The sequence below is a fragment of the Ramlibacter sp. genome, assembly GCF_029866045.1.
Taxonomy (GTDB): domain Bacteria; phylum Pseudomonadota; class Gammaproteobacteria; order Burkholderiales; family Burkholderiaceae_C; genus Ramlibacter.
On record NZ_JARXAB010000083.1, the window covers coordinates 1 to 22414 of the forward strand.

Annotated in this window: 20 protein-coding genes; 9 read left to right on the forward strand and 11 right to left on the reverse strand. The window is 67.0% G+C overall.

Features of this window, described 5'->3' with window-relative positions; genetic code table 11:
* Positions 1-563: glycoside hydrolase family 5 protein (locus QE494_RS09505; protein ID WP_300042759.1), on the forward strand; the 563-nt coding region annotated here is incomplete at its 5' end.
* 264 nt (positions 564-827) lie between these two features.
* Positions 828-2036: a multidrug effflux MFS transporter gene (locus QE494_RS09510; protein WP_300042760.1), complete on the forward strand. Its 1209-nt coding sequence runs from the start codon at positions 828-830 to the stop codon at positions 2034-2036.
* 89 nt (positions 2037-2125) lie between these two features.
* Here QE494_RS09510 and QE494_RS09515 read toward each other — a convergent pair whose 3' ends face one another.
* On the reverse strand, positions 2126-2809 hold the full coding sequence (locus QE494_RS09515; protein WP_300042761.1) for an NADPH-dependent F420 reductase: 684 nt from the start codon (positions 2807-2809) through the stop codon (positions 2126-2128).
* A 134-nt stretch (positions 2810-2943) separates the two neighbouring features.
* On the opposite strand from QE494_RS09515, the gene QE494_RS09520 reads away from it, so the two are divergent.
* From QE494_RS09520 to QE494_RS09535, 4 genes are all read left to right on the forward strand, one after another.
* The gene (locus QE494_RS09520) at positions 2944-3750 is read left to right on the forward strand and encodes an IclR family transcriptional regulator (RefSeq protein ID WP_300042762.1); all 807 of its coding nucleotides are present in this window, start codon (positions 2944-2946) and stop codon (positions 3748-3750) included.
* Positions 3750-4562: an IclR family transcriptional regulator gene (locus QE494_RS09525; RefSeq protein WP_300042763.1), complete on the forward strand. Its 813-nt coding sequence runs from the start codon at positions 3750-3752 to the stop codon at positions 4560-4562. Before QE494_RS09520 ends, QE494_RS09525 begins: the two co-directional genes overlap by 1 nt.
* Before the next feature lie 161 nt (positions 4563-4723).
* On the forward strand, positions 4724-5731 hold the full coding sequence (locus QE494_RS09530; protein ID WP_300042764.1) for a tripartite tricarboxylate transporter substrate binding protein: 1008 nt from the start codon (positions 4724-4726) through the stop codon (positions 5729-5731).
* Positions 5732-5843: 112 nt separating this feature from the next.
* Positions 5844-7085 carry an MFS transporter gene (locus tag QE494_RS09535; RefSeq protein WP_300042765.1) on the forward strand — a complete coding sequence of 414 codons (1242 nt, stop codon included), beginning with the start codon at positions 5844-5846 and terminating at the stop codon, positions 7083-7085.
* A 77-nt stretch (positions 7086-7162) separates the two neighbouring features.
* On the opposite strand, the gene QE494_RS09540 is transcribed toward QE494_RS09535, so the two are convergent.
* The 4 genes from QE494_RS09540 to QE494_RS09555 form a co-directional block, all read right to left on the reverse strand.
* Positions 7163-8398: an MFS transporter gene (locus QE494_RS09540; protein WP_300042766.1), complete on the reverse strand. Its 1236-nt coding sequence runs from the start codon at positions 8396-8398 to the stop codon at positions 7163-7165.
* Positions 8399-8497: 99 nt separating this feature from the next.
* Positions 8498-9277 (reverse strand): SDR family oxidoreductase, encoded by a 780-nt coding sequence (locus QE494_RS09545; protein WP_300042767.1) that lies wholly within the window; start codon positions 9275-9277, stop codon positions 8498-8500.
* Between the two features lie 157 nt (positions 9278-9434).
* A complete protein-coding gene (locus tag QE494_RS09550; RefSeq protein WP_300042781.1) occupies positions 9435-11324 on the reverse strand; it encodes an AMP-binding protein in 1890 nt (629 codons plus the stop codon).
* Positions 11325-11478: 154 nt separating this feature from the next.
* Positions 11479-12375, reverse strand: a complete 897-nt coding sequence (locus QE494_RS09555) for a MaoC family dehydratase (protein WP_300042768.1) — start codon at positions 12373-12375, stop codon at positions 11479-11481.
* A 187-nt stretch (positions 12376-12562) separates the two neighbouring features.
* On the opposite strand from QE494_RS09555, the gene QE494_RS09560 reads away from it, so the two are divergent.
* Entirely contained in the window at positions 12563-13714 is a 1152-nt protein-coding gene (locus QE494_RS09560) for an acyl-CoA dehydrogenase family protein (protein ID WP_300042770.1), read from the forward strand.
* A 1-nt stretch (position 13715) separates the two neighbouring features.
* Here QE494_RS09560 and QE494_RS09565 read toward each other — a convergent pair whose 3' ends face one another.
* From QE494_RS09565 to QE494_RS09585, 5 genes are all read right to left on the reverse strand, one after another.
* Positions 13716-14156: an SgcJ/EcaC family oxidoreductase gene (locus QE494_RS09565; protein WP_300042772.1), complete on the reverse strand. Its 441-nt coding sequence runs from the start codon at positions 14154-14156 to the stop codon at positions 13716-13718.
* A 42-nt stretch (positions 14157-14198) separates the two neighbouring features.
* Positions 14199-15395, reverse strand: a complete 1197-nt coding sequence (locus QE494_RS09570) for an acyl-CoA dehydrogenase family protein (RefSeq protein ID WP_300042773.1) — start codon at positions 15393-15395, stop codon at positions 14199-14201.
* 20 nt (positions 15396-15415) lie between these two features.
* On the reverse strand, positions 15416-16291 hold the full coding sequence (locus tag QE494_RS09575) for a CoA ester lyase (protein WP_300042774.1): 876 nt from the start codon (positions 16289-16291) through the stop codon (positions 15416-15418).
* A 159-nt stretch (positions 16292-16450) separates the two neighbouring features.
* Positions 16451-17413 (reverse strand): tripartite tricarboxylate transporter substrate binding protein, encoded by a 963-nt coding sequence (locus tag QE494_RS09580; protein WP_300042775.1) that lies wholly within the window; start codon positions 17411-17413, stop codon positions 16451-16453.
* Positions 17414-17591: 178 nt separating this feature from the next.
* Positions 17592-18425, reverse strand: a complete 834-nt coding sequence (locus QE494_RS09585) for a GntR family transcriptional regulator (RefSeq protein WP_300042776.1) — start codon at positions 18423-18425, stop codon at positions 17592-17594.
* 245 nt (positions 18426-18670) lie between these two features.
* On the opposite strand from QE494_RS09585, the gene QE494_RS09590 reads away from it, so the two are divergent.
* Entirely contained in the window at positions 18671-20074 is a 1404-nt protein-coding gene (locus QE494_RS09590; RefSeq protein WP_300042777.1) for an MmgE/PrpD family protein, read from the forward strand.
* A 156-nt stretch (positions 20075-20230) separates the two neighbouring features.
* The gene (locus tag QE494_RS09595) at positions 20231-21199 is read left to right on the forward strand and encodes a tripartite tricarboxylate transporter substrate-binding protein (RefSeq protein WP_300042779.1); all 969 of its coding nucleotides are present in this window, start codon (positions 20231-20233) and stop codon (positions 21197-21199) included.
* A 49-nt stretch (positions 21200-21248) separates the two neighbouring features.
* Here QE494_RS09595 and QE494_RS09600 read toward each other — a convergent pair.
* The coding region (locus QE494_RS09600; protein WP_300042780.1) for an MFS transporter at positions 21249-22414 on the reverse strand (1166 nt) is incomplete at its 5' end.

Below are 22414 nucleotides of genomic sequence, written 5' to 3' on the forward strand. Positions count from 1 at the left end.
CCGTCCCCGCCGCCGGCCAAGCCCTCGGCGGCGCGCGCTGGAACCGGCTGGCGGCGCGGGCCCTGGCCGCAGTGCGCGAGACCAACCCCGAACGGGTGGTGTTGATCGGCCCCGACGACTGGAACCACCCGCGGGGCCTCGCCCGGTTGCGGCTGCCGCCAGACCGGCACCTGATCGTCGCCATTCACAGCTACGACCCCTTCGACTTCACCCACCAGGGCGTGCCCTGGCGCCAGCCGGTACTGCCCCTGGGCCGGCCTTGCTGCGACGACGCCCAGCGCGGGGCACTGCGCCAGGCCCTGGACACCGCCACCGCCTGGAGCCGAACCGCTGGCGTTCCGCTGCACCTGGGCGAGTTCGGCGCCTATCGCGAAGCGCCGATGGCGTCGCGCGCCGCTTACGCCCGCATGGTGCGCGAGGAAGCCGAGGCCCGCGGCATCGGCTGGGCGTGGTGGGAGTTCGCCTCGGACTTTTCGCCGGTGTGGGATGCCAGCAAGGGGCAGTGGGTGGAGCCGCTAAGGAGGGCGCTGGGGATTGCGGGTGAAACGCAGCGCCTGCGCTAGGCCATAGCGCCTGCGAGCGAGCGGCTGTCGGTTCCGCTGCGATCCAATTTCCACACTAAGTTCATAATGAACAATCAACGGTGTGGCCCATCCAATGCCGAGTGCAAGCCTGCGCCCCGCTCGGTCGCCCAGAAGCGGCCCACTTCAAATTGAGAACGCTGGGCGCAGCTTAGCGAGATAGATCCCAGACTTGACCGAAACACCTGTGCCCCCGACCAGCGCGCCCATGCCAATCCTCGCTGCGATCCGGCCTATGAGCAGCCGATGGCGTTGAACCAGCAGACCGTGCCCACCCAGGAGAGGGCGCGCCCCCCGTTCTGGCTGCTCGCCACCATCACCATGGGTGCGAGCATCGGCATTCACCTCATGGTGCCAGCCCTGCCCGTCGCCGCTTCAGATCTGGGTGTTTCCGCCGGTCAGATGCAGTTGGCCATCTCCGTCTACCTGCTCACGCTGGCCATCGGCCAACTGATCTGGGGGCCGGTCTCCGACAGTGTCGGCCGCCGCCGGGCACTGGTGGCGGGTACCACGCTCTTTACCGTGGGTGGCCTGGCTGCCGCCAGCGCACCCACGCTGGAGTTGCTGCTGGTGGCGAGGGTGGTGCAGGGGCTGGGCGCCGCCTGCGGCATGTCGCTGGGGCGTGCCATCATCCGGGACACGAGCGAGGGGGTGGAGATGATCCGCCTGCTGGCGCTTCTGGCACTCGTGGTCTTGCTATCCCCTGGGCTGGCGCCGATGTTGGGCGGTGCCATCGCCCATGGCTTGGGCTGGCGCGCGCTGCTCGGCCTTCTGGGCGCCGTGGGCCTGTTCAGCCTTTGGATGACGGTGCGACGCCTGCCCGAGACCTGCCCCTCGATCAAGCCCTTCGACGCCCGCCGCATCGCGGCCGACTACGGCAGCCTGGTGCGTGACCTTCGCTTCACCGGGCTGGCCCTGGGCACCGCGGGCCTCAATACCGCCGCCTTCGCCTTTCTGGCGGTGGCGCCGGTTCTTCTCACACGCGAGATGGGCCTGGGCCTGACGGAGGTCGGCCTGTGCTCGGGGCTGGTAATGATGGGGCTGGCCTTGGGCAACGCGCTCACCAGCACCCTCGTCCGACGTATCGCGCCGCACCGCCTGGCGGCGGTCGGCTTGTTGCTGGCGGTCGCGGGCGCGCTGGCCCTGCTCGCTCTGGAGATGGGGCAACAGTTGAATCTGACCAATATGCTCATCGCTCTGGTCACCCTGAACTGCGGCGCCGGTATGTCATCGCCGGTGATGACGGCGCGGGCCTATACCTTCCGGCCCACCCAGGCCGGCACCGCGGCGGGTGTGCAAGGCTGCACGCTCATGGTGATGGCCGCCGTTTCAGGCAGCCTGGTGAGTCCGGATTCAGACCCCGCATACAGCTGCGCGGTGGTGATGCTCAGTGTGGTGGTCGCTTCCTGCGGCTGCATCGCGCTGGCAACGCACCTGGCACGGCGCAGAGGCTGATTCGAGGTCAAGCCTCGCATTGACCTGGCAGCGTTGGCGCCAGAAATTCAGCGTGTGGACGCGCGCAAGGCCGTGGATCTGACCCAGCCTCAGGCCAAATCCCTCGGGGTCCGCCAGGATCCGTCGGGCACCCGCTGGCCCTTCTCGGCCATCAGCAACGCGCCCGCCATCGAGCTGCGCCGCAGGGGAATGCAGTAGCCTGGCATGCCGCGCTCGAAGCGCCAGCTCTCGGCCAGAGGACCGGCGTCGACCGAGTCGTAACCGATCTCGTCCAGAAATGCGATGACCTGCTGTCGTGCGGCGGCGTCATCGCCCGCGATCGGCAAGGCCCGGCGGTCGGGAGCGCCGCTGACGCTGCTGGCACGGGCATGGGGCACGATGTCCCGCGCCATGATGGCGTTGAAGACCTTGACCACCCGCGCGCCAGGCAACTGGCGGGCCAGCACCTGGCCACTGGTGTCCGTCATGGCGTCCAGCGCCGCGTCGGCGCCGTCGCGGCCGGGGTAGTGGTTGCAGGCGTCCATCACCACCTTGCCGGCGAGCGATGCGCCGGACAGCGTACGGCAGGCGTGAAAGGGAATCGCCACCAACACCATGTCGCCAAACGCGGCAGCCTCTTCGGCCGTGCCCGCCTGGCAGCCCAGTGCCGCAGCCACCTCCCCGAGCGTTTGCGGGCCGCGCGAGTTGCTCACCATCACCTCGTGGCCTTTTTTCAGCGCCAAGGTCGCGACGGCCTGCGCGATCAAGCCAGCGCCCAAGATGCCTAATTTCATTGCGTCCCCGCTTTCAAATACTATGCATGATGCATATTGTAGGCAGGCCCAGCCCGAACCGCCGCCCTACGTCGTAGACACTGCCCCCTGAAAGCCCTCGCCACCACCAACCCGAAGTACGGAATACTTGAGCCATGCGCCCCGTGACCGAAGCGACAACGCCCCCCCGGCGCCCGGCCCCGGGCCAGGTCATGCCCTTTGCCCGGGCCCTTGCCCTGCTGGCCACCTTCACCCCCCAAGAGCGCTGGCTCGGCCTGAGCGAGATGGCGAGGCGCGCGGGCCTGCCCTCCTCCACCGCGGCGCGCTTGGCGCGCGCGCTGGCGGCCTGCGGCTACCTGCATCACGACACCGAGGGTCGGCGATTTCGGCTCACCGCCTCGGTCATGGCCCTGGGCTACGGTGCAGCCGCCAACTCCGCGGTGCGCAAGGCCGCCCGGCTGCCGATGGCAGCGTTTGCGCGCCAAAACGACCTGCATGTGGTGCTTTGCGGGCGAGAGCGGCTTGACCTCATCGTGCTGGATAGCTGCGAGAGCCCACATCGCCCGCACCCACCGCTGAACCTGGGCCTGCATGTAGGCGCACGGGTCGGTATCGCTGCATCCCCCATGGGTTGGGCGCTGCTGGCGGTCTTGCCCGGGTTGGAGCGGCAGTACCTGTTGGACAGCCTGGAGCGCCGCGCGCCACGGACGTGGGCGCAGGAGCGGCGCCGCGCCAGTGAGGCCATGGGCCAGGTTCGGGAGAAGGGGTGGTGCAGTTCCAGTACGGTCGGAGAGGACGCCCTCACCGTGATCGCCACGCCGCTGCGAGACGCTGACCAGTCGCCCTTGGTGCTGGCCTGCATCGGCCCCAGCGAGGCGCTGGTACGCGCGCGGGTCGACCGGGAAATCGGCCCGCGGCTGGCAGGTATTGCCACCAGCATTCAGGACACGCGGGGCCTGTGATGACCACCGCTGAGACCGACAACCCAAGGACCGCATCGGTGCTGACCGCCTCCGTGCTGACCGTTCAGCGCGGCATGCAGGTCTTGCGGGCCTTCCACTCCGACCGACTGCCGCTGGGCAATGCGGAACTGGTGCGGCGCACCGGCCTGTCCAAGGCCACCGTGTCCCGATTGACCACCACTTTGCTTCAGCTGGGTTATCTGCGGCACGTGCCTGGCGGGCGCCAGTTCGAGCTGACCGTCGCGCCGCTAGCCATGGGACATGCCTACGCCGCCACCAGCGAGTTGGTCGAGCGGGCTGGCCCTTTTTTGCAGGAACTGGCCGACCGGCTGGAGGTCAACGCCACACTGGCCATGCCCGACGGCCTGGACATGCTTTATGTGGGCTACCGCGCAGGACGGCACACCACGACGCTGCGCTATGGCGTGGGCTCGCTGGTGCCCATGGGTCAGACAGCCATCGGCCGTGCCTATGTCTGGTCGCTGCCGGCCAGGCAACGCCAAAGCATGGTGGCTACCCTAGTCGCACAGGCAGGCCCGCAGGCCGATCAGGTGGAGGCCGGCATCGCGCAGGCCTTTGAGGACCTGGCGCAAAGCGGGATGTGCGGGGTCTTCGGCAGTTTTCGCCGCCACACCTTCGGCTTGGCGCGGCCGGTGCAGATTGGCCGGCAAAAGACGCGAATGGCGATGAGCTGCGGCAATGTCGCCATTCAGGGCAATGCAGCCGCCGAATACCGCCGCATCGCGCCGGCCCTGATGTCGGCCTCCTCCGCGCTGGAGGCCCTGCTGGCGGACCTGGACGACTTCGCTTGATCGGCCGGCGGGACCCGGCTGGTTCGCCTTTTCACCAAAGTACGGAACCAAGTCGCCCAGCTATTGACGGAAGCTTTCGCCTAATCGATTATGCATTATGTTCTTCATTGAACATCGCCGAAATCGATCAGAACAATCGAACAGCACACTAGGAGACAAGCATGAACACCCGACCCAAAACGACGGACACGCGCGGCCTGTCGCGACGTGACTTTTCATTGGCCTTGCTGGCCGGCGCAGCCGCTCCGGCATGGGCCCAGGGCAATGCCGCCCCCAGCTACCCCAACAAGGCCATCCGCATCGTGGTGCCGATCTCGCCGGGCTCGGCGACCGACGGCACGGCCCGCTTCGTCGCCAGCGCGCTGGGCACTGCCTGGAACACCTCGGTCGTGGTCGAGAACCGCCCCGGGGCGGGCATCATCCAGGGCACCGAGGTTGTCGCCAAGGCACCGGCCGACGGCTACACGCTGCTGTTCACCTACGCGGCCCACTACTCGCAGTCCTGGGTACAAGCCACCCCCTACGACCCGGTCAAGGACTTTGAACCGATCGCGCAGCTGATCGACACCCAGCTGATCCTCGCAGTCCGCACGGATTCACCGTTCAAGAACGTGGCCGACGTCATCGCCGCTGCCAAGCAAAAACCGGGCGTCTTGTCCTACGGCACCGCCGGGATCGGCACCACCGGGCATATGTGCGGCGCCATGTTTGAGCTGCTGGCGAAGGTCAAGCTCAATCACGTGCCCTACAAGGCAGCCAGCCAGGTGCCGATCGACGCCGCCAGCGGCCAGACCGACATGATGTTCGGCGGCACCTCCTCGGCCATGCCCCTGATTCGTGCCGGCAGGCTGCGAGCCCTGGCCGTCACCGGCACCACCCGGTCATCGAGCTTCCCCGAAGTGCCGACCCTGGCCGAACTGGGTCTGACCGGCTACGACGTCTCCTCCCCGGTCTGGATGATGGCGCCGCGCGGCACGCCGCAACCCATCATCGCCAAGCTGTCCGCCGAGCTCGTGCGGATTGCCAACGCGCCAGATTTCAAGGAGTACGTGATGAAGTTCGCGGGCGACCCCCTGCCGCTGACGTCCACCGTACTGGCCGCGAACGCCCCGAAGGAAAACGCGAAGTGGAAGCAGTTGGTCGAGATGACCAAGCCCGCTGCCCAGTGAGTCCCCACTCGCGTAGGGACGACGGTAGGCGCTCGCGTCTTCCCGGGCGTCCTCGCGGGCGTCTTCCATCAAATCCGGGGAGCCACCCAGGGGATAGGCTCCACCGCGGGCGGTGAGCGCGACCTCTCCCCCGCCGGCGGGGCCCCAGGGCGGGCCTTGGTCGCCGCTTGGCAACCGACGCTTCAGCGTGCTGTGGAGCATTTGGCTGGGCGCCAATATCTGCGTCTGGATGACGGAGGTGGCGGCCGCTTGGCTGATGACCTCTTTGACCAGCAGCGCGCTGATGGTGTCCTTGGTGCAGACAGCGGTGACACTGCCGGTATTCCTGCTCGCGCTGCCGGGCGGGGCGCTGGCCGACGTCATCAACCGGCGCCTGGGGCTGGTGCTCTCTCAGGCCTGGCTTGCGGTGGTTGCAGGGCTGGTGACCGCGCAGATGATCACTGGCAGCTTGACCCCGTGGTCACTTCTGGCGCTGATGTTCGCCTCCGGCATGGCCACTGCGCTGCGCTGGCCAGTGTTCAACGCCATCGTGCCGGAGATTGTGGTCCGTGAGCAACTGGCCTCAGCGCTGACGCTGCACGCGATGGCGATGAACGGCGCACGCGTGTTCGGGCCCATGCTCGCAGGGTTGGTGGTGGCGGCCTGGGGCACCACCTGGGTGTTCGCCATCGTTTGCGTACTGTCGCTGGGGTCGGTGCTCGTGCTGGTGCGCTGGCCTTATCGGGCGGCGCCTGCGCCCGAACACACGCGTCACTTGCTGCCGGCTATCAGGGATGGGCTCAACTACATCTTGCGCCACCCTGAGCGGCGCGCCGTCATCCTGCAATGCGGCTTGGTCTACATGGCGGTGACCTCGCTGTTGGCCCTGTTGCCGCTGGTGGCCAATTCGCTGCGCCCGGGAGACGCCGGGCTGTATGCCAGCCTCGCGGCGTCGGGGGCTGTCGGCGCGATCTGCGTGGGCCCCTTCCTTCACCGCACCAGGCAGCGCTACAGCAGCCAGACCATCGTCACCTGCGGCACGCTCGTCGTGGCCGCGGGCGTGCTGGGTGTGTCGGCTGTCGATCACGTGGGCGCCACGGTCGTCCTTCTTTTCATCACCGGCGCCGGATGGCTCAGCGCAGGCAACACACTCAGCGTCACCTTGCAGAGCAGGCTCGCGGACGCCTTTCGGGCCCGGGGCATGTCGGTCTTTCTCATGAGCATGATGGTGGGTGGGGCCCTGGGGTCAGCCAGCTTCGGTGCGTTGGCGGACCTCATCGGCCCGCGTGGCTCCCTGGCTAGCATGGCTGGTGTGCTGGCTTGCCTGGCTATCTTGTTGCGCCTGTTTGCCTCGGTCGATCCGAAGGCGGACTGAGCGCCTGGCGTTGCCCCAGTAGTTGCGCCTGTCGTGGCCCCAGTAGTTGCGATGGTCGTTGCGCCTGGTCGCTTCGGCTAATCCTTCGCGCCAGCGCCACTACCGTCCGCTCGCGATGCCCTCAACGCCAGCAGGGTGCGGATCGACATCAAAAAGCCATGCACCCCCAGCAGCACCAGCAGCCAGAGGGTGGCCGGGTAACTTTCCATCACCTGGTAGCCGACGATGAACAGCAGTACGCCGAGTTGTGCACCGCCGAAGGCGAAAAAATAACCGGCACCGATCGCGCGGGCTGCCTCACCCGCGGGTGCCAGCCGCACCACCTCGCTCACAAAGACGCCGGGCGAGCCCATGATGACGGACCCCAGCAAAAAGCTCAGGGCGCAAATGACGGCCAAAGGCCAGTCTGCGGTCATGAAGGGAAAGGCCAGCAGGCCCAGCACGCCAATGCCGTACATCAGCGTGAGCACCGCCGACCCCGAACCCAGCGCCTGGGTCGCCGCCCCCCAGGCCACCCGACCCAGCACACCGCCGATGTTCAGGCAGGCCAGGGCAATGCCGGCCGCCACCAGGCTGATGCCTACATGCTGCACCAACAGGGTCACCAGATAGGTGGTCAAGGTGAGTTGCACGCCGGAGATGGTCAGCACCGCCAAGCAGGTGTTGCGCAAGGGGGGCGAGCTCCAGATGATGCCGATGTCACCCCAGGCCCGGCCGCCGCCGGGCTCAGGCGCGCGGGCATCCGCCGGGAACCAGCGGCGCGGCACCTCCAGCAGTCCGGCCCCCAGCAGGGAGGCCAGCGCTGCCAGCAGCAAGGTGCCTTGCCAGCCCAGCGCCAGCGCCAGGCCGGGTGCGGCGAGGCCAGCGAGCACCCCGCCCAGGGGCAAGGCCGACTGCTTGAGCGAAAAGGCAAAGGCCCGGCGCTCGGGCGACACCGCGGCCTCCAGCATCTGGCCAGTGGCCGGATTGATGAGACCATAACCCAGCCCCAGCACCACCGAGGCCACTGCGATCACTGGCAGCGAGGGGACCGCCGACAGAGCCAGGCCCACTGCGCCGGTGGCGATGCTCAATTGAGTGGCGCGCACCGCGCCCAGGCGCACCACCAGCGACCCGGCGAACAGCGAAGCAATCGTGGCCGTGACGTAGACCAGTATCACCTGCACCCCGACCAGCGACTCAGTGACGCCCAGCCCCGCGGCCATGGCCGGCGCAATGGCGGGGACCACAAAAACCTGCAGCATCGACAGCGCATGCTGGCTGGTGGACCAGGCCAGCACCGGCACCAGCGGGGGGCGGTCAGCGGTGTTCATGCAGGTTGCATTATCGAGCCACAGGCGAGCCCGCCTGGGCAGGGTCGCCCACCGTTTCCAAGCAGGGTCAGCGCCTCTGCACGCAGCAGTCCGGTCAGGCTACACCGAGCGCTTGGAGGTAATGCCGCCGTCGACGGTGAAGATGGCGCCGCTGCTATAGGCCGAGCGGTCCGAGGCGAGGTAGACGAACAGGTCGGCCACCTCGGGCACGGTGGCTGGACGGCCCAGCGGGTACTTGGCCATCAACTCGCCAAAGCGCTCGGCGTCCCCCAGCAGCTTGGCTGCATGGCCGCGCATCACCTTGACGATGCGGTCAGTGGCCACCGGCCCGGCATTGACACCGACGACACGGATGCCGTCCTCCAGGCTGCGCCCACCCAGGGCGCGGGTGAACGCCATCAAGGCGGCGTTGCCGGTGGAGCCAGCGATGTAGTTGAAGTCTGGGTTCTCGCCGCCGTTGCCGATGTTGTTCAAGATGACACCGGCGCCACGCGCCTTCATCGCGGGATACATGGCCCGGCACAGGTTGATGTAGCCAAAGACCTTGAGCTCCCAGCCTTCGCGCCAGCGGGTCTCGTCCACTTCCCAGAGCGTGCCGCCCGGAATGCTGCCAGCGTTGTTGACAAGAACATCCACATGCCCCCCGAAAGCCATGACCTGGTCAATTGCGCCTGGCGCGGTGATGTCCAACGGCAGCAGGTGCACTTGCACACCGTGGGCTTGGCCAATGGTGTCGGCCACTGCGCCGAGCTTGTCCGCCGAGCGAGCCACGAGGTACAGCTCACAGCCTTCTGCAGCAAAGGCCTCGGCCAAGCCGGCACCGATACCCTGCGAGGCACCGGTGATCAGAATCTTCTTTGCACGCAGCCCGAGTTCCATGAGTGGTCTCCTGTGTTTTGTGAGGGGTGAATGGACGCGTCGCGATAACGCAGGCCACGATCGGTCGTAGTGTTCATGGCTGCCCGTCGATGTCGGCGACCAGGGCCTCGACGCGTGCCGCGGTCTCCGTTCTCAGGGCGGCGCGCATGGGGGCTGGCTAGTTGCGGGGGGCGTGCGCCCGGATTTCGTCCAACGCCGACGGGTTGTCCAGCGAGGACAAATCGCCGGGTGGCGCGCCGGTGTACACGCTGCGAATGACGCGCCGCATGATCTTGGAGCTGCGGGTCTTGGGCAGCTGCGTCACGGCGTGAACCGCAGCCGGACGGAAGGGCCGGCCGAGCTTGTCGGCCACCCGCTGGGCAACCTCGGCCAGCAGCGCGGCATCGGCCACATGCCCTGGCGTCGGCACGACAAAAACCACCAGCTTCTGGCCCTTCTCAGCATCGTGCACGCCAATGGCGGCGGCCTCGGCCACCGCCGGCATTTCCAGCGCCAACTCCTCAACCTCGGCCGGCCCCAAACGCTTGCCAGCCACCTTGAGGGTGTCGTCCGAGCGACCCATGATGAAGAAGTCACCCCCTTCAGTGCGCAAGGCCAGGTCGCCATGCACCCACAGGCCGGGGATGGTTCGCCAGTAGGTCTCGAGGTAGCGCTCGTCGTCCTGCCAGAAGGACTGGGTCATGCCGATGTAGGCGCCGCGAATTGCCAACTCTCCGACCTCGCCGGTGACCGGCTCTCCCTGAGCGTTGACCACATCGACGTCGACCCCCGGGGAGATGGTATTGAAGCCTGCCGGCGGGATGGGCCGGATCGGCACGCTGGCCAGCAAGCCGCCTGAGGCCTCGGTGCCGCCGGTGTAGTTCATGAGCGGGTGCTCGCCGCCGCCGAAGCGGCGCTGGAACCAGGCAAAGTGCTCAGGGTCAATGGCTTCGCCCGCGGTGACCAGCAGCCGCACGCTGCTGCGGTCACCCGCCAGCGCCTGGGCCTCATGCGCCGCCATCCCGCGGATCAAAGTGGGCGCCGAGCCGAAGTGGGTGATGCGGTGCCGCTCGACCAGGCGCGACATGCGGGACCAGTCGGGAAAATCTGGCGCGCCGTCGTAGCACACCAGCGTGGCACCACGCATCAGCGAGGCGCACATCACCAGGCTGCCGGCGATCCAGCCCATATCGGCTGGCCAGCAGAAGCGGTCACCTGGCTGGATGTCGAAGTGCACCAGCGCGTCGTGCGCGATCTTGACGGGAAAGTTGCCATGCGTGTGCACCACGCCCTTGGGCTTGCCAGTGGTGCCGGAGGTGTAGATCACCATGAAGGGATCGTTTGGGTCCATGGCCAGCGGCGCGCGGCCGCGACCGGCGCCCGCGCGTGCGACCGCCTGCCAGTCTCTGTTGAACGGGTCTGTTGCGGTAGCGGCGACGGGCGCAGGGCCCGGGTCGCCCTTCCAGACCACCTGCTTGACCGAAGGCAGCCGCTGCAGCGCCTCGCGCACCGGGGCTTGGACGTCGATACGACGGCCCCGCCGCCAGAAGCCCGTAGTGGCGAGCACCGCGCTGGCCTCGGCCGCAGCGAGGCGGGAGACGATCGCGTCGGCGCCGAAGCCGCTGAACAGGGGCACCACAATGGCACCGAGGCTGGCCACTGCCATGAAGGAAACGCTGGCTTCGACGCCGTTTTCCATCAGCAGACCCACCCGGTCCCCGGCGCCCACGCCAAGGTCGGCTAGGCCCGCGGAGAACTCACTGACCCGGGGGCCGAGCTCAGACCAGGCCACTGTCTGGACGCTGCCGTCCTCGCGCTCGGCGAGGATGGCCGGCTGGCCAAAGGTGACCGGGCGATCGGCCCAGGCCAAGATGGTGTCGACCCAGTTGAGGCGCCCGCCTGGAAACCAGCGCGGGAAGGCCGGACCGCGCACGTCGTCCAGGTAAGCCGAGGGCGGCGTGGTCCATCGGATCTCGCAATGCGCCATCACCGCGCGCCAGTAGTGTTCGGGCTCGCGCAGCGCCAGGGCCTGCAGGTCTTCGTAGCGGGCCGTGCCCAGCCGCGCCATTAACTGCGCAATGCCAGACTGCGTCAGGTGCCGCTCACGCGGGTGCCAGGTGTCGGATGCGTGGCTCACGCGGAGGCCCTCGCGAATCTCGCAGAAAGCGCCGACGGGCGTAAGGCGGGGGAAACGATGGCTGCTCCTTTCATGCGCAATTCCTTCAGGCGATCGATGAGGGGCGCAGGTCCACGCGCCCATGATTGAGGACCACCGCGCCACGCTCAAGGGCGGTGGTGCGCAGCGACACCTGGCTGCCGTCCACCCACAGTTCGGTGCGCAGGGTGTCGCCCGGCAAGGCCGGCGCGGTGAAGCGGACACGCATCGCGGCAAAGCGCGTGGCGTCGTAATCAAGCAGTGCGCGCAGCACCGCGTGGGCGGCAATCCCCATGGTGGCCATGCCGTGCAGGATGGGTCGGGAAAAGCCCGCCCGGGCAGCCACCGCCGGGTCGGCGTGCAGCGGGTTCAGGTCACCGCAGAGGCGGTACAGAAGCGCCGCCTGCGGCGAGGTGGCCAGGTCGCAGACCAGGTCGGGCGCGCGCTCGGGGATGGGGTGCGGCGGCGGCGGGCTGCCTTCGGAAGCGCCAGGCCCCAGGCCACCGTCGCCGCGAAGGAAATTGAGCTGGCGCGCGGTGGCAATCAGGGTCCCCGAGGTCACGTCGCGGATCTCGCGGACCTGCTGCAGAAATGCGCCACGCCCCTCCCCTCGGTCCCAGAGCGCGGTCACTCGGGTATGGCCGGTAGCATGACCAGTTGCCGGAAGCGGGGTGTGCAAGGTCAGTTCATGCTCGGCATGCACCACCTGTTCCCAGGCGATGCCGGTGTCGGGCTCACGCGCCCAGAAGCCGGGGTAGGCCAGCACATTGGCCAGGGTGGGCATGGCAACCAGGGCATTGCCGGACAGGCCCTCGTAGACATAGCGCAGCGGACCCGGGTCGAGCGGGTCGCTTCCCAGGCCCAGAGAAAGCGCGTAAAACTGGGTGTCGCGCGCGGTCCAGGCTTGCTCGATGATGGGGAAGGCCCGCTGCAGCAGGCGTGGGGGGTCAATTTGGCTCGGCATTGCGAGGCAGACCATACGGGGCGGCACCATCAGGGGTCAATCGGGGTTCGCCCAAGGTTCCGTACATCGGAGGCGACATGGCCGATCGCTGAGATTGGAATTTGATCTGTCTTCGTGGAGGCCACAGTACGGAACGTTGCTGCGAACAAGCTTGACTCGCGCGCTGGTTCGCGCCGACCATTGACCCATGATCCGAGACCGCGAAACACTGGACCTGCTGCTGCAGAACATCGCCCGATTCGTCCGCGAGCGCCTGGTACCCCAAGAGGATTCCGTAGCGGAGACCGACGAGATCCCCGACGAACTCGTGGACGAGATGAAACGCATGGGCCTGTTCGGGCTGTCCATTCCTGAGGAATACGGCGGCCTGGCGCTCACCATGGAAGAAGAGGCCCTGGCCGTTCTGGAGTTGTGCCGCACCTCGCCGGCGTTCCGCTCCATCATCGGCACCACGGTGGGCATTGGCTCCCAGGGCATCGTCTTTGACGGCACCGAGGAACAAAAGCGCCGCTACCTACCCGGCATGGCCACCGGCGAGATCATCGCGTCCTTTGCGCTGACCGAGCCCGAGTCTGGCTCGGACGCAGCCTCCCTGCGCACCACCGCCCTCCGCGACGGCGAGCACTATGTTGTCAACGGGACCAAGCGCTACATCACCAATGCGCCGCATGCGGGCGTGTTCACCTTGATGGCCCGCACCAACCCGGCCGACAAGAGCGCCTCAGGAATTTCGGCCTTCATCGTCGACGCCAAGAGCCCGGGCATCAGCTTCGGCCGGCGGGACAAGAAGATGGGCCAGCGTGGCGCCCACACCTGCGACGTGATTTTCGAGAACTGCCGGGTGCCGGCCGAGAACCTGATCGGCGGCAAGGAGGGCGTGGGCTTCAAGACCGCGATGAAGGTACTGGACAAGGGTCGCATCCACATTGCCGCAGTCTGCGTGGGCGTGGCCGAGCGCATGCTGGCCGACGCGCTTCGTTATGCCATGGAGCGCAAGCAGTTCGGCCAGCGCATTGGCGACTTCCAGCTGGTGCAGGCGCTGCTCGCCGACAGCAAGGCCGAGATCTATGCAGCTCGCAGCATGATGATCGACGCCGCCCGGCGGCGTGACGAGGGCCTGCCCCACACCACCGAGGCCTCCTGCGCCAAGATGTTCGCCTCCGAGATGTGCGGCCGGGTGGCTGACCGCGCGGTGCAGGTGTTTGGCGGTGCCGGCTACATGAGCGAGTACGGCATCGAGCGCTTTTACCGCGACGTGCGGCTGTTCCGTATTTACGAGGGGACGACCCAGATCCAGCAAATCCTGATCGCGCGCAACATGATGCGCGACGCGGCCTGAGCTAGCGGGCCTGGGGCGGCGCGCCAGGGTCAGCATCGCGGCCCAGCGGCGGAACCTCCGGGGGTGGCGCGATGTGCTGCTGGCGGATCTTCCATTTCCCGTCTGGCATCTGCTGCAGCAGCCAGGTGGTGCGAACGGTGGAGCCGGTGCGCTCGCCATCGGCCAGCACGAAGCTGAACTCTCCCCAGCCCTGCGCGAGCAAAAATCCTGCGCCGGCCTCGACGAAGTGCTGGTCCCGCAGGGCCAATTGGCAGACGGTGATCACGCCGACATACGACTCGAAATAGGCTCGGATCGCGTTGCGCCCGACCGCGTGGGTCGGGCGTCCACCGAAGAACAGGCCATCTTCGGTGAAGCAATCGGCGTAGGCCGAGGGGTTCCAGCGGAGGCCAGCGGCGTTCCAGCGCTCCAAGGCCTGGTCAAGAACGGCTTGATGGTCCATGGCGGCTACTTTGACTCAGGCGGCGCGGGCAGTCGGTGCAGGTCAGTATGACTTGGGCAGGCCCAGCACCTTGTTGGCGACGTAATTGAGCACCATCTCCTGCGAGATCGGTGCCAGGCGCAGCAGCCGCACCTCGCGCCACAGGCGCTCGATGTGGTACTCCTTCGAGTAGGCATAACCGCCATGCGTCTGCATGGCCTGGTCACAGGCCAGGTAGCCGGCGTCAGCACCCAAGAACTTGGCGGCGTTGGACTCCGGGCCGCAGGGCAGGCCACGGTCGAACAACTCGGCGGCCTGCATGCAAACCGCGTTGGCCGCTTCGAGGCGGATCCAGTTCTCGGCCAGAGGGTTGGCCACGGCCTGGTTCTTGCCGATCGGCCGGTCGAAAACCACCCGCTCGTTGGCGTACTTCACCGCCATGCCTAGGGCCGCGCGGCCGATGCCCACCGTCTCGGTGCCCACCACGATGCGCTCGGGGTTGAGGCCGTCGATCAGGTAGTAAAAGCCCTTGCCCACCTCGCCGATCACGTTCTCGTCGGCCACCTCCAGGCCGTCGATAAAGACCTCATTGGAGTCCACCGCCGCCCGGCCCAGCTTGTCGATCACCCGCACGTCGCAGTGCTTGCGGTCCATGTCGGCGAAAAAGAGCGTCATGCCGTCCAGCGGGCGCTTTTCATCGCGCGGCGAGGTGCGCGCGAGGATCAGGTACTTCTTGGCGTTTTGCGCATTGGTCGACCAGACCTTCTGGCCGTTGATCACCCAGCGGTCGCCCTTGCGCTCGGCGCGGGTGCGAATGCGGGAGGTATCCACGCCGGAAGTCGGCTCAGTGACGCCGAAGGCCATCAGGGTTTCACCGCGGGCCAGCGCTGGCAGGACACGCTTTTTCATCTCCTCGGTGCCATGGCGCAGGATGGGCGCGGGCGGGAAGATGTAGAAGTGAACCGCGGACGCGCCGCTCATGCCGGCACCCGACGCCGCCACCTCCTGCAGCATGATGGCCGCCTCGGTGAGGCCTAGGCCCATGCCGCCGTACTCCTCGGGCATCATCACCCCCATCCAGCCAGCCGCAGCGAAGGCGTTGACGAAGTCCCAGGGGTATTTTTCGTTCTTGTCGCACTCGCGCCAGTAAGACAGCGGGTAGCGATCGGCCAGCTTGCGCGCGGCCTGGCGCACATCGTCGAGGTGCTGCTTGCGGGCGTCGGCTGCGGCGTAGAGGGTGTCCAGACTTGTGTCGCTCATCGATTTCTCCTGGTAGTCGTTCAGCTGGCGAAGGATTCGGCCAGCGCAATGATTTCGCGTGCAGTCTTCACATGCGCAATGTCGATGTGCTCGCCGTCGTACACGCAAGAGGCGCGGCCCTGCGCCTGCGCCTGGTCGAGGGCGGCGATCATTCCCTTGTAGAACGCCACCTGTTCGGGCGAGGGGCTGTAAATCTCGTTGAGGATGGCGACATTGGACGGATGCAGCGAGAGCTCACCGCTCATGCCCAGTTCACGATCGAGCTGCGAAGACTGGCGCAAGCCCTCCAGGTCATGCACCTGCTGCCACACGCCGCCGATCGGCAGCTTGCCGGCGGCGCGCGCGGCCATCACGATGCGTGACTTGAGATAAGCGGTCTCGCGGCCACCGGGCGTCCATATCGTGCCAAGCGCGCGGGCGACGTCGGCATTCTTGGCGGTAGCGCCCACCAGAAAGGGCACACGCTCGCGCAGCCCGATCTCATAGGCAAACTGCAGTGAGCGAGCGGTCTCCAGAAGCGGAATGATCTTGGTCGAGCCCACCGGCAAGCCCTTGCGCCACTCCACCTCGGCCAGCATGGACGCAGCGGTATCCACATCCTCCGGGCCGCAGGGCTTGGAGATGAAGACGCCTTCGACCTCGGCGCTGACCACCGCCATCATGTCGTCGAAGTCATACAGGTGCGGGCTGCGGTTGATGCGCACCCAGGTGCGCTGGCCCCGCTCGGCGAGAAAAGCCAGTTTGGACTGCACAACGCCGCGAGCCTCGACCTTCTGGTCAGGCGGCACGCTGTCTTCGAGGTCGAGGATCAGGGCGTCGGCCTTGGCGGCCACGGACTTTTCGATCCAGGAAGCCTTGTTGCCGGGGACGAAGAGGAAGGAGCGAATGGGTTTCATGGGAGCGTCCTGGGTTGACCAGGGTCCGGGGCGGAGCTCAGACGCAAATGACGCCGAGTGCGCTGCCGAAGCCGAAGCGGGCAATGAATCGGAAAACAGATGCTGGCGCACCGGCAGCCGCGCTGTCGCGGCCGCCGGTGCGCATGACTTCTGCGCTGCTTATTGCGGCTCGATGCCGGCCTTCTTCAGCACCCCGCGCCAGAGCTCAATTTCCTCGGCCTGGAACTTGGCCATGGCGTCGCCGCACACCAGGATGGGGTCTTGGCCGCGCCTTTCCAGGGTAGCCTTGGTCGTGGGCGTGTTGAGGGCCTGCATCACCAGGTCACGCACCTGGGCAACGACTGCTGGCGGCGTCTTGGAAGACACGTACACGCCAAACCAGGGCTGAATGTTGTAGCCCGGTACCCCGATCTCCCTGGCGTTCGGCACGTTGGGCAGCGAGCCCACGCGCTTGTCACCCGACACCGCCAGGGCCCGGGCCTTGTTGCTCTGAAGCAGAGGCCCCACCGACACATGGTCGATGAAGAACAGGTCGACCACGCCCGAGGCCATGTCGGTCAGGCCGGCGGCCGAGGCCTTGTAGGGGACGGCGGTGAGCTTGATGCCCGAGGCCTGGGCAAATAACTCGCCAGCCAGGCGGGTGGTGGCCGAGGAGTAGGCGAAGGTCAGCTTGCCCGGGTTCGCCTTGTCGGCGGCAATCAGCTCGGCCGCGTTCTTGATCGGGTTGCTTCCGGTGATGTTGATGACGTTGCTGGTCCGGGACATTGCGCAGATCGGGGTGAAGTCCTTGACCGGATCGAACTGCATGCCTTTTCGGACCAGCGGGTCCAGCACCGGGATCGAACTGCTGGTCACCATCAGGGTGTGGCCATCGGCAGGCGCGTTGAGCACGGCCATCGCGCCAATGGTGCCTTCGGCGCCGGCGCGGTTGTCGACCACCGCAGTGACTTTGCCCAAGGCGTTGAGCGCCTGTCCCAGATCACGCCCGTTGGCGTCGACCGAGGTGCCGGCGCCAAAGGGAACGATCAGGGTGATCGGCTTGTCCGGGAAAGCCTGGGCGCTGGCGGCAGCCAGCAGGGCGCTGGCGGCGGCCGCGGCGATGCGGGAAAGGGTCTTGAGCAAGGTTGTCTCCTTGATGGGGGTCGGCAAGATGCAGGTCAGGTTGTCACGGCCACAGGACAGAGGCCAGAAACGGTGACACCCTAACATACATCATGCATTATCGACAATATCGAGCGCGCTCGGGAAGCCGCGAATCGACCCTTCCCGGACAGCGCTTGGCTCCGGCTGGAGCGCGGCTCTAGGCCCGCGCCCGACCCTTGGGGGCCGCAGGTTTGGCTGCTGCCTTGGAACGAGCTGGCGCCTTGACGGGCTTTGTCGGCTTGGCCGCCTTGGCTGGCTTGGCTGGCTGCGCCTTGGCACCCCCACGGGCGCTGCGAACCGCGGGCTTGGCAGAGGACTTGGCAACAGACTTCGCTACTGAGGCCGGGGGCTCGCCCCAGGCGCCACTGCGCTCAAGCGAGTCGACCAGGTGGTCGCCGCCGCCCATGATGTGGCGATACATCAGAGAGCGCACCGCCTCCGAATCCTTCATGCGAATGGCATCCAGGATGATGGGGTGGTACTCGAAGGTCTCCTCGAGCTGCCCCTCGATGCTGGCGTAGAAGCGGTTGGGCAGCTGCTTGGTGAGGCTGCCCAGAAGCAGCGCCAGACGGGGCGACTCGGCGGCCAGGTTGATGGCGCGGTGAAACTCATGACCCAGGCGCGCCACCTGCTCGTCGTTGCGCGCCTTGTAGGCCGCCTTGTGCTCGGCGATCAAGTGCTGCAAGTGGGCGACTCCCTCCTTGCCCATTTTTTGCGCTGCGCGGGAGGCCAGTTCGGCGGCAATGACCGCCTGGGCCCAGAAGATGTCGCGCAGGTCACCTTGGCTGAAGCTGTTGACGACAAAGCCGCGCCGCGGCAGCAGGCGAACAAAGGATTCGCTTTGCAGCAGCAGCAGGCCTTCGCGCACGGGCGTTGTGCTCACCCCCAGCTCACTCGCAATGGCGTCAATGCGAAGGAACTCTCCGGTCTTGAGGCGGCCAGAGACGATCTGCTCACGCAGGTGGCTGGCCACCGATGCGGACAGTTGCATGCCGACATCTTTGGGCAGCTGGGAACTTCTGATCGGATCCAAAGGGAACCCCCTTTTTTCGGTTAAGTCCACAGGACGCTGGTCACTCACAGCCGACCCGGCGGGCGCTGGGCGCCGGTCTGAAAAACGGCCCCTCGCAGTACCGGGCCGATGTTAGCCGACCAACGGTTATCTTGTGGCGATCAGGCAGGATATATCATGCATGATCCACTCGCGCAATTCATTGTCAAGTTCAGGCCTGCCCCATGACCTCCACCGCACCGATGACCCCTGATTCCCTCGAACGTGCCGTCGCCCGTCTGGTCGTCGGCTTCACATCGCAGCATATTGACCCGGCTTCGCACGCGGCCGCCCGGGCCCTGATCAAGGACCAGCTAGCCATCCAGATCGGCGCGGCGAGGCTGCCCTGGTCACGCCAGGTGCGGGCCGCCCGCCAGCTGCGGCCGGGTGCATCCACCCTGGTCGGGGAGGCGACCAAGGTCGCCGCCGCCGACGCCGCCTACCTCAATGCCACCTACGGTCACGGCTTCGAGTACGACGACTTCGCCGGCAATGCCCACCCGGGCTGCTGCGTGGTGCCCACCGCGCTGGCTATCGGCGAGGAGGTTGGTGCCACCCTGGAGGAGATGCTGGTAGCGATGGTGGCCGGCTACGAGGTCTACGTGCGCATTGGCAACCTGGGCTCGCCGGACCTCCTCAATGCCGGATGGCAGCCGCATGCGGTGCTGGCCAACTTCGGCGCCGCAGCGGTGGCTGCCAAGCTCTATGGCCTGGACGAAGAAAAAACCTTCCATGCCCTGGCCATTGCCCTGAGCCACGCCAGCGGCCCGACCGAGTACGCCTCCACCGGCGGATCGATCAAGCGCGCCCATGCGGGCTTGGCGGTGCGCAATGGCATTGAGTCGGCCGAGCTCGCGCGCGCAGGGGTGACTGGCCCCCAGCGCTGGCTCACGGGTCGCCGGGGCCTGTATGCCACCTTTATCCGCAAGCAGGTGAGCGACGAGGCGCGGGCTGTGTTCGCGCTGGACGCGCCCCTGACCCTGCCTGAGCTCTCCTTCAAGGCCTACTGTGCCTGCGCCTGCACTCACCCCTTCATCGAGGCCGGCGCGGCGCTGCAAGCACGCGCACAGGAGATCGAATCGATCGACATCAAGCTGCAGACCATGGTCGACGCCATCGTCGGCACCGGCAACGAGAACATCTTCCAGCCGCGAAACATCGAGGAGCTGCAGTACTCGTTGCCGACGCAAATGGCGCTGGCCGCTACTGGAAAGGGCAACGGCTACCGCACCCACTTGGACTTCCTCGAAGGTCGGCTGCAGCTGCCGCCGGATTCCGAGGTGATCTTGCTGGCCCGAAAGATGAAGCTGGAGGTGTCGCCTGAGCTCGACGCCCAGTACGGCTTGCGCTTCGTTGCCGACGTGACCGCCCATTTTCGGAACGGTAGCAGCCAGCGGGTGTTCATCGACAAGGTGCCCGGCCGGGCCGATTCACCCTACACCCCCGAACAGCACCTCACCAAGCTGATGGAGCTCACCGAGGAGGTGATTGGCCAGACGCAATCGGCCCGCCTGTTCGAAATGGTCGATCGGCTCGACCCCGGGATCCGGGTTGACGAACTCACAGATTTACTGCGGCGCAGGACCTGAGGACCCAGGGGCAGGATGCACAGGATTCGCACCGGCGGCGATGCACCCGAAGTACGGAACAAATGGGTCGCACCGGATTGACAGTTGGCACGGCTCGGCGCAACCTCGCGCGGACCCCACTCGAGCCTATTTAGCTTTTTGTTCTGGAGACAATTCATGCAACGTCGACTCACTCTTTCTCTCGCCAGCCTGGCCCTGCTCGCCACGCCCCTGGCAGCCTTCTCCCAGCAGGTCACCATCCCTCCCCTCATCAAGGTCATCGTTCCCTTTGCACCGGGCGCGGGCACCGATGTTCTGGCTCGTGCCGTGGCGGCGCAACTGAGCACCCGGCTTGGCACCACCGTGATTGTGGAAAACCGGGCCGGGGCCGCGGGCACCACCGCCGTTGCTGGCGTGGCCAAGGGCCCGAAAGACGGGTCGCAACTCGTGTTCAATTCCACCAGCCTGGTCACCGCTGCCGCCACCGCGCGCAATGTGCCCTACGATGTCACCACTGACCTGGTGCCGGTGGCCATCGTGGCCGACGGCCCCATGCTGGTGGGGGTGTCCTCGCAGGCCGGCATCAAGACCCCCGAGGACCTGGTGGCCGCCGCGCGGGCCAAGCCCGAGATGCTCACCGCCGGCTCCGGGGGTGTCGGCTCGCTGGGCCACATGGCGGTCGAACTGCTCAACGACGCTGCCAAGATCAAGATCCGCCACATTCCCTACAAGGGCGCCGCCCCGGCGCTGGTGGACGTGGCGGCCGGCACCCTGACCCTGACCATCGGCTCCTACTCCACGCTGGCCCCCCAGGTGCAGTCGGGCCGTGTGATCCCGATCGCGGTGACCGCAGCCCAGCCCAACCCCGCCTACCCGGGCGTGCCTGCCATGGGGCAGGCTGCCGCCGGCTTCAAAACCGGCATCTGGTACGGCCTCTTTGCCCCGGCTGGCCTGCCGCCGGCGCTGCTGCAGCGCCTCAACCGCGAGACCAACGAGGTTGCGCGCAGCGGTGAGGTGCGCAAGCTGGTCGAAGCCGATGGCGCCGCTCCGATCAATGCCACCCCGGAGGAACTCGCGGTGCGTATCCGCCAGGACTACCAGACCTGGAAGAAGCTCGCGACCGACCGACAGATCACGACCGAGTAAGGCTCGGCCTGCTCGCCGCTTGTCAGAACGCAGGAAGACCCTCCTGCGCTCAAGCCTTGCCGCGATCGAGCATCGAGCGCAGGCCCACGGCCTGGCGGGCGCCAAAGGCCATCAGCGCAGCCCCGACCCAAAACACGCCGGCCACGCCCACCAGACCGCCGGCCGAGCCGGCAAGCATTGGCATTGAGATGCTTGAGGCGTTGATCATCACCATGCGCAGGCCTGCCGCCTGGCCCTGGCGATCGGGCGGCGTGATCTGGTGCAGCAGGCCCATCACCAGGGGCTGGACACTGCCCACCGCCGCGCCAATGAGGATCGAGCAGACGGCCATTGCCACCACCGAGGACATCAAGGGGTAAAGGGCCAGCAAGACGGCGGCCAGGCCCAGCGCAAACGACAGCAGCACCCACTCCTTGACCCGCGCGGCCATGGCGGGCGTCACCAGGCGAATGAGCGCCGCGGCCAGCGCGAAGGCACCGAGGATGCCGCCGATCACACCGGCCGATAGGCCGCGGGCATGCCCGAGCAAGGGCAGCATCACGGTGTGCAGGTCCCAGGTCGCCGACACGAACCAATTCATGGACAGCACACGCCGTATGACCGGATCACGCCAAAGTGCCCAGGCGCCCTGGCGACTGCCCTGGGCCGACGGGGTGGCAGGGTACTCCCGCATCAACCGGATGAAGGGCCAGGTCATTAGAGCGATGCCGACCTGCAGCATGAAGGCAGCCTGAAACCCGGCGGCGTCAATCACCAGGCCGACCAGGAGTGGGCCTGCGAAGTTGGCGGCCGCGGGGCCAAAGGTGAGCCAGGCAAAGACCCGGCGCAAATCTGCCACATCGTCGGAGAGCCGGCCGGCCTGCCGCTGTATCGCCACCACCACCACCGCGATGGCCGCCCCCTCCAGGAAGGCGGTCAGGCAAAGCACCGGGTAAATCGGCCAGACCGCGGCGATAGCCGCACCGATGATGGCGATGGCCATGCCGACATAGACGGGCCGCTTGACCCCGTAACGATCCGCGACATGGCCAGCCGGCAAGGACAGCAGGATCTGGCCGAGGCCAAACAAAGCCAAGGCGAAGCCGGCCGCGGCTGCGCCTTGGCCCAAGTCGAGCACCATCAGCGGCACGCCCATGCGAAGGCCGGACATGCAAGCGTGCACACCAAACTGCGCGCCCACCACGCGAAAGATGCGCTCGCCCAGGCTGCGTTCGG

Excerpts from the sequence above, each read along its gene's own strand:
- QE494_RS09510 (WP_300042760.1), top strand. The coding sequence starts at position 828 with ATGGCGTTGAACCAGCAGACCGTGCCCACCCAGGAGAGGGCGCGCCCC.
- QE494_RS09515 (WP_300042761.1), bottom strand. The coding sequence starts at position 2,809 with ATGAAATTAGGCATCTTGGGCGCTGGCTTGATCGCGCAGGCCGTCGCG.
- QE494_RS09520 (WP_300042762.1), top strand. The coding sequence starts at position 2,944 with ATGCGCCCCGTGACCGAAGCGACAACGCCCCCCCGGCGCCCGGCCCCG.
- QE494_RS09525 (WP_300042763.1), top strand. The coding sequence starts at position 3,750 with ATGACCACCGCTGAGACCGACAACCCAAGGACCGCATCGGTGCTGACC.
- QE494_RS09530 (WP_300042764.1), top strand. The coding sequence starts at position 4,724 with ATGAACACCCGACCCAAAACGACGGACACGCGCGGCCTGTCGCGACGT.
- QE494_RS09540 (WP_300042766.1), bottom strand. The coding sequence starts at position 8,398 with ATGAACACCGCTGACCGCCCCCCGCTGGTGCCGGTGCTGGCCTGGTCC.
- QE494_RS09545 (WP_300042767.1), bottom strand. The coding sequence starts at position 9,277 with ATGGAACTCGGGCTGCGTGCAAAGAAGATTCTGATCACCGGTGCCTCG.
- QE494_RS09550 (WP_300042781.1), bottom strand. The coding sequence starts at position 11,324 with ATGGCGCGGCTGGGCACGGCCCGCTACGAAGACCTGCAGGCCCTGGCG.
- QE494_RS09555 (WP_300042768.1), bottom strand. The coding sequence starts at position 12,375 with ATGCCGAGCCAAATTGACCCCCCACGCCTGCTGCAGCGGGCCTTCCCC.
- QE494_RS09560 (WP_300042770.1), top strand. The coding sequence starts at position 12,563 with ATGATCCGAGACCGCGAAACACTGGACCTGCTGCTGCAGAACATCGCC.
- QE494_RS09565 (WP_300042772.1), bottom strand. The coding sequence starts at position 14,156 with ATGGACCATCAAGCCGTTCTTGACCAGGCCTTGGAGCGCTGGAACGCC.
- QE494_RS09570 (WP_300042773.1), bottom strand. The coding sequence starts at position 15,395 with ATGAGCGACACAAGTCTGGACACCCTCTACGCCGCAGCCGACGCCCGC.
- QE494_RS09575 (WP_300042774.1), bottom strand. The coding sequence starts at position 16,291 with ATGAAACCCATTCGCTCCTTCCTCTTCGTCCCCGGCAACAAGGCTTCC.
- QE494_RS09585 (WP_300042776.1), bottom strand. The coding sequence starts at position 18,425 with ATGCAACTGTCCGCATCGGTGGCCAGCCACCTGCGTGAGCAGATCGTC.
- QE494_RS09590 (WP_300042777.1), top strand. The coding sequence starts at position 18,671 with ATGACCTCCACCGCACCGATGACCCCTGATTCCCTCGAACGTGCCGTC.
- QE494_RS09595 (WP_300042779.1), top strand. The coding sequence starts at position 20,231 with ATGCAACGTCGACTCACTCTTTCTCTCGCCAGCCTGGCCCTGCTCGCC.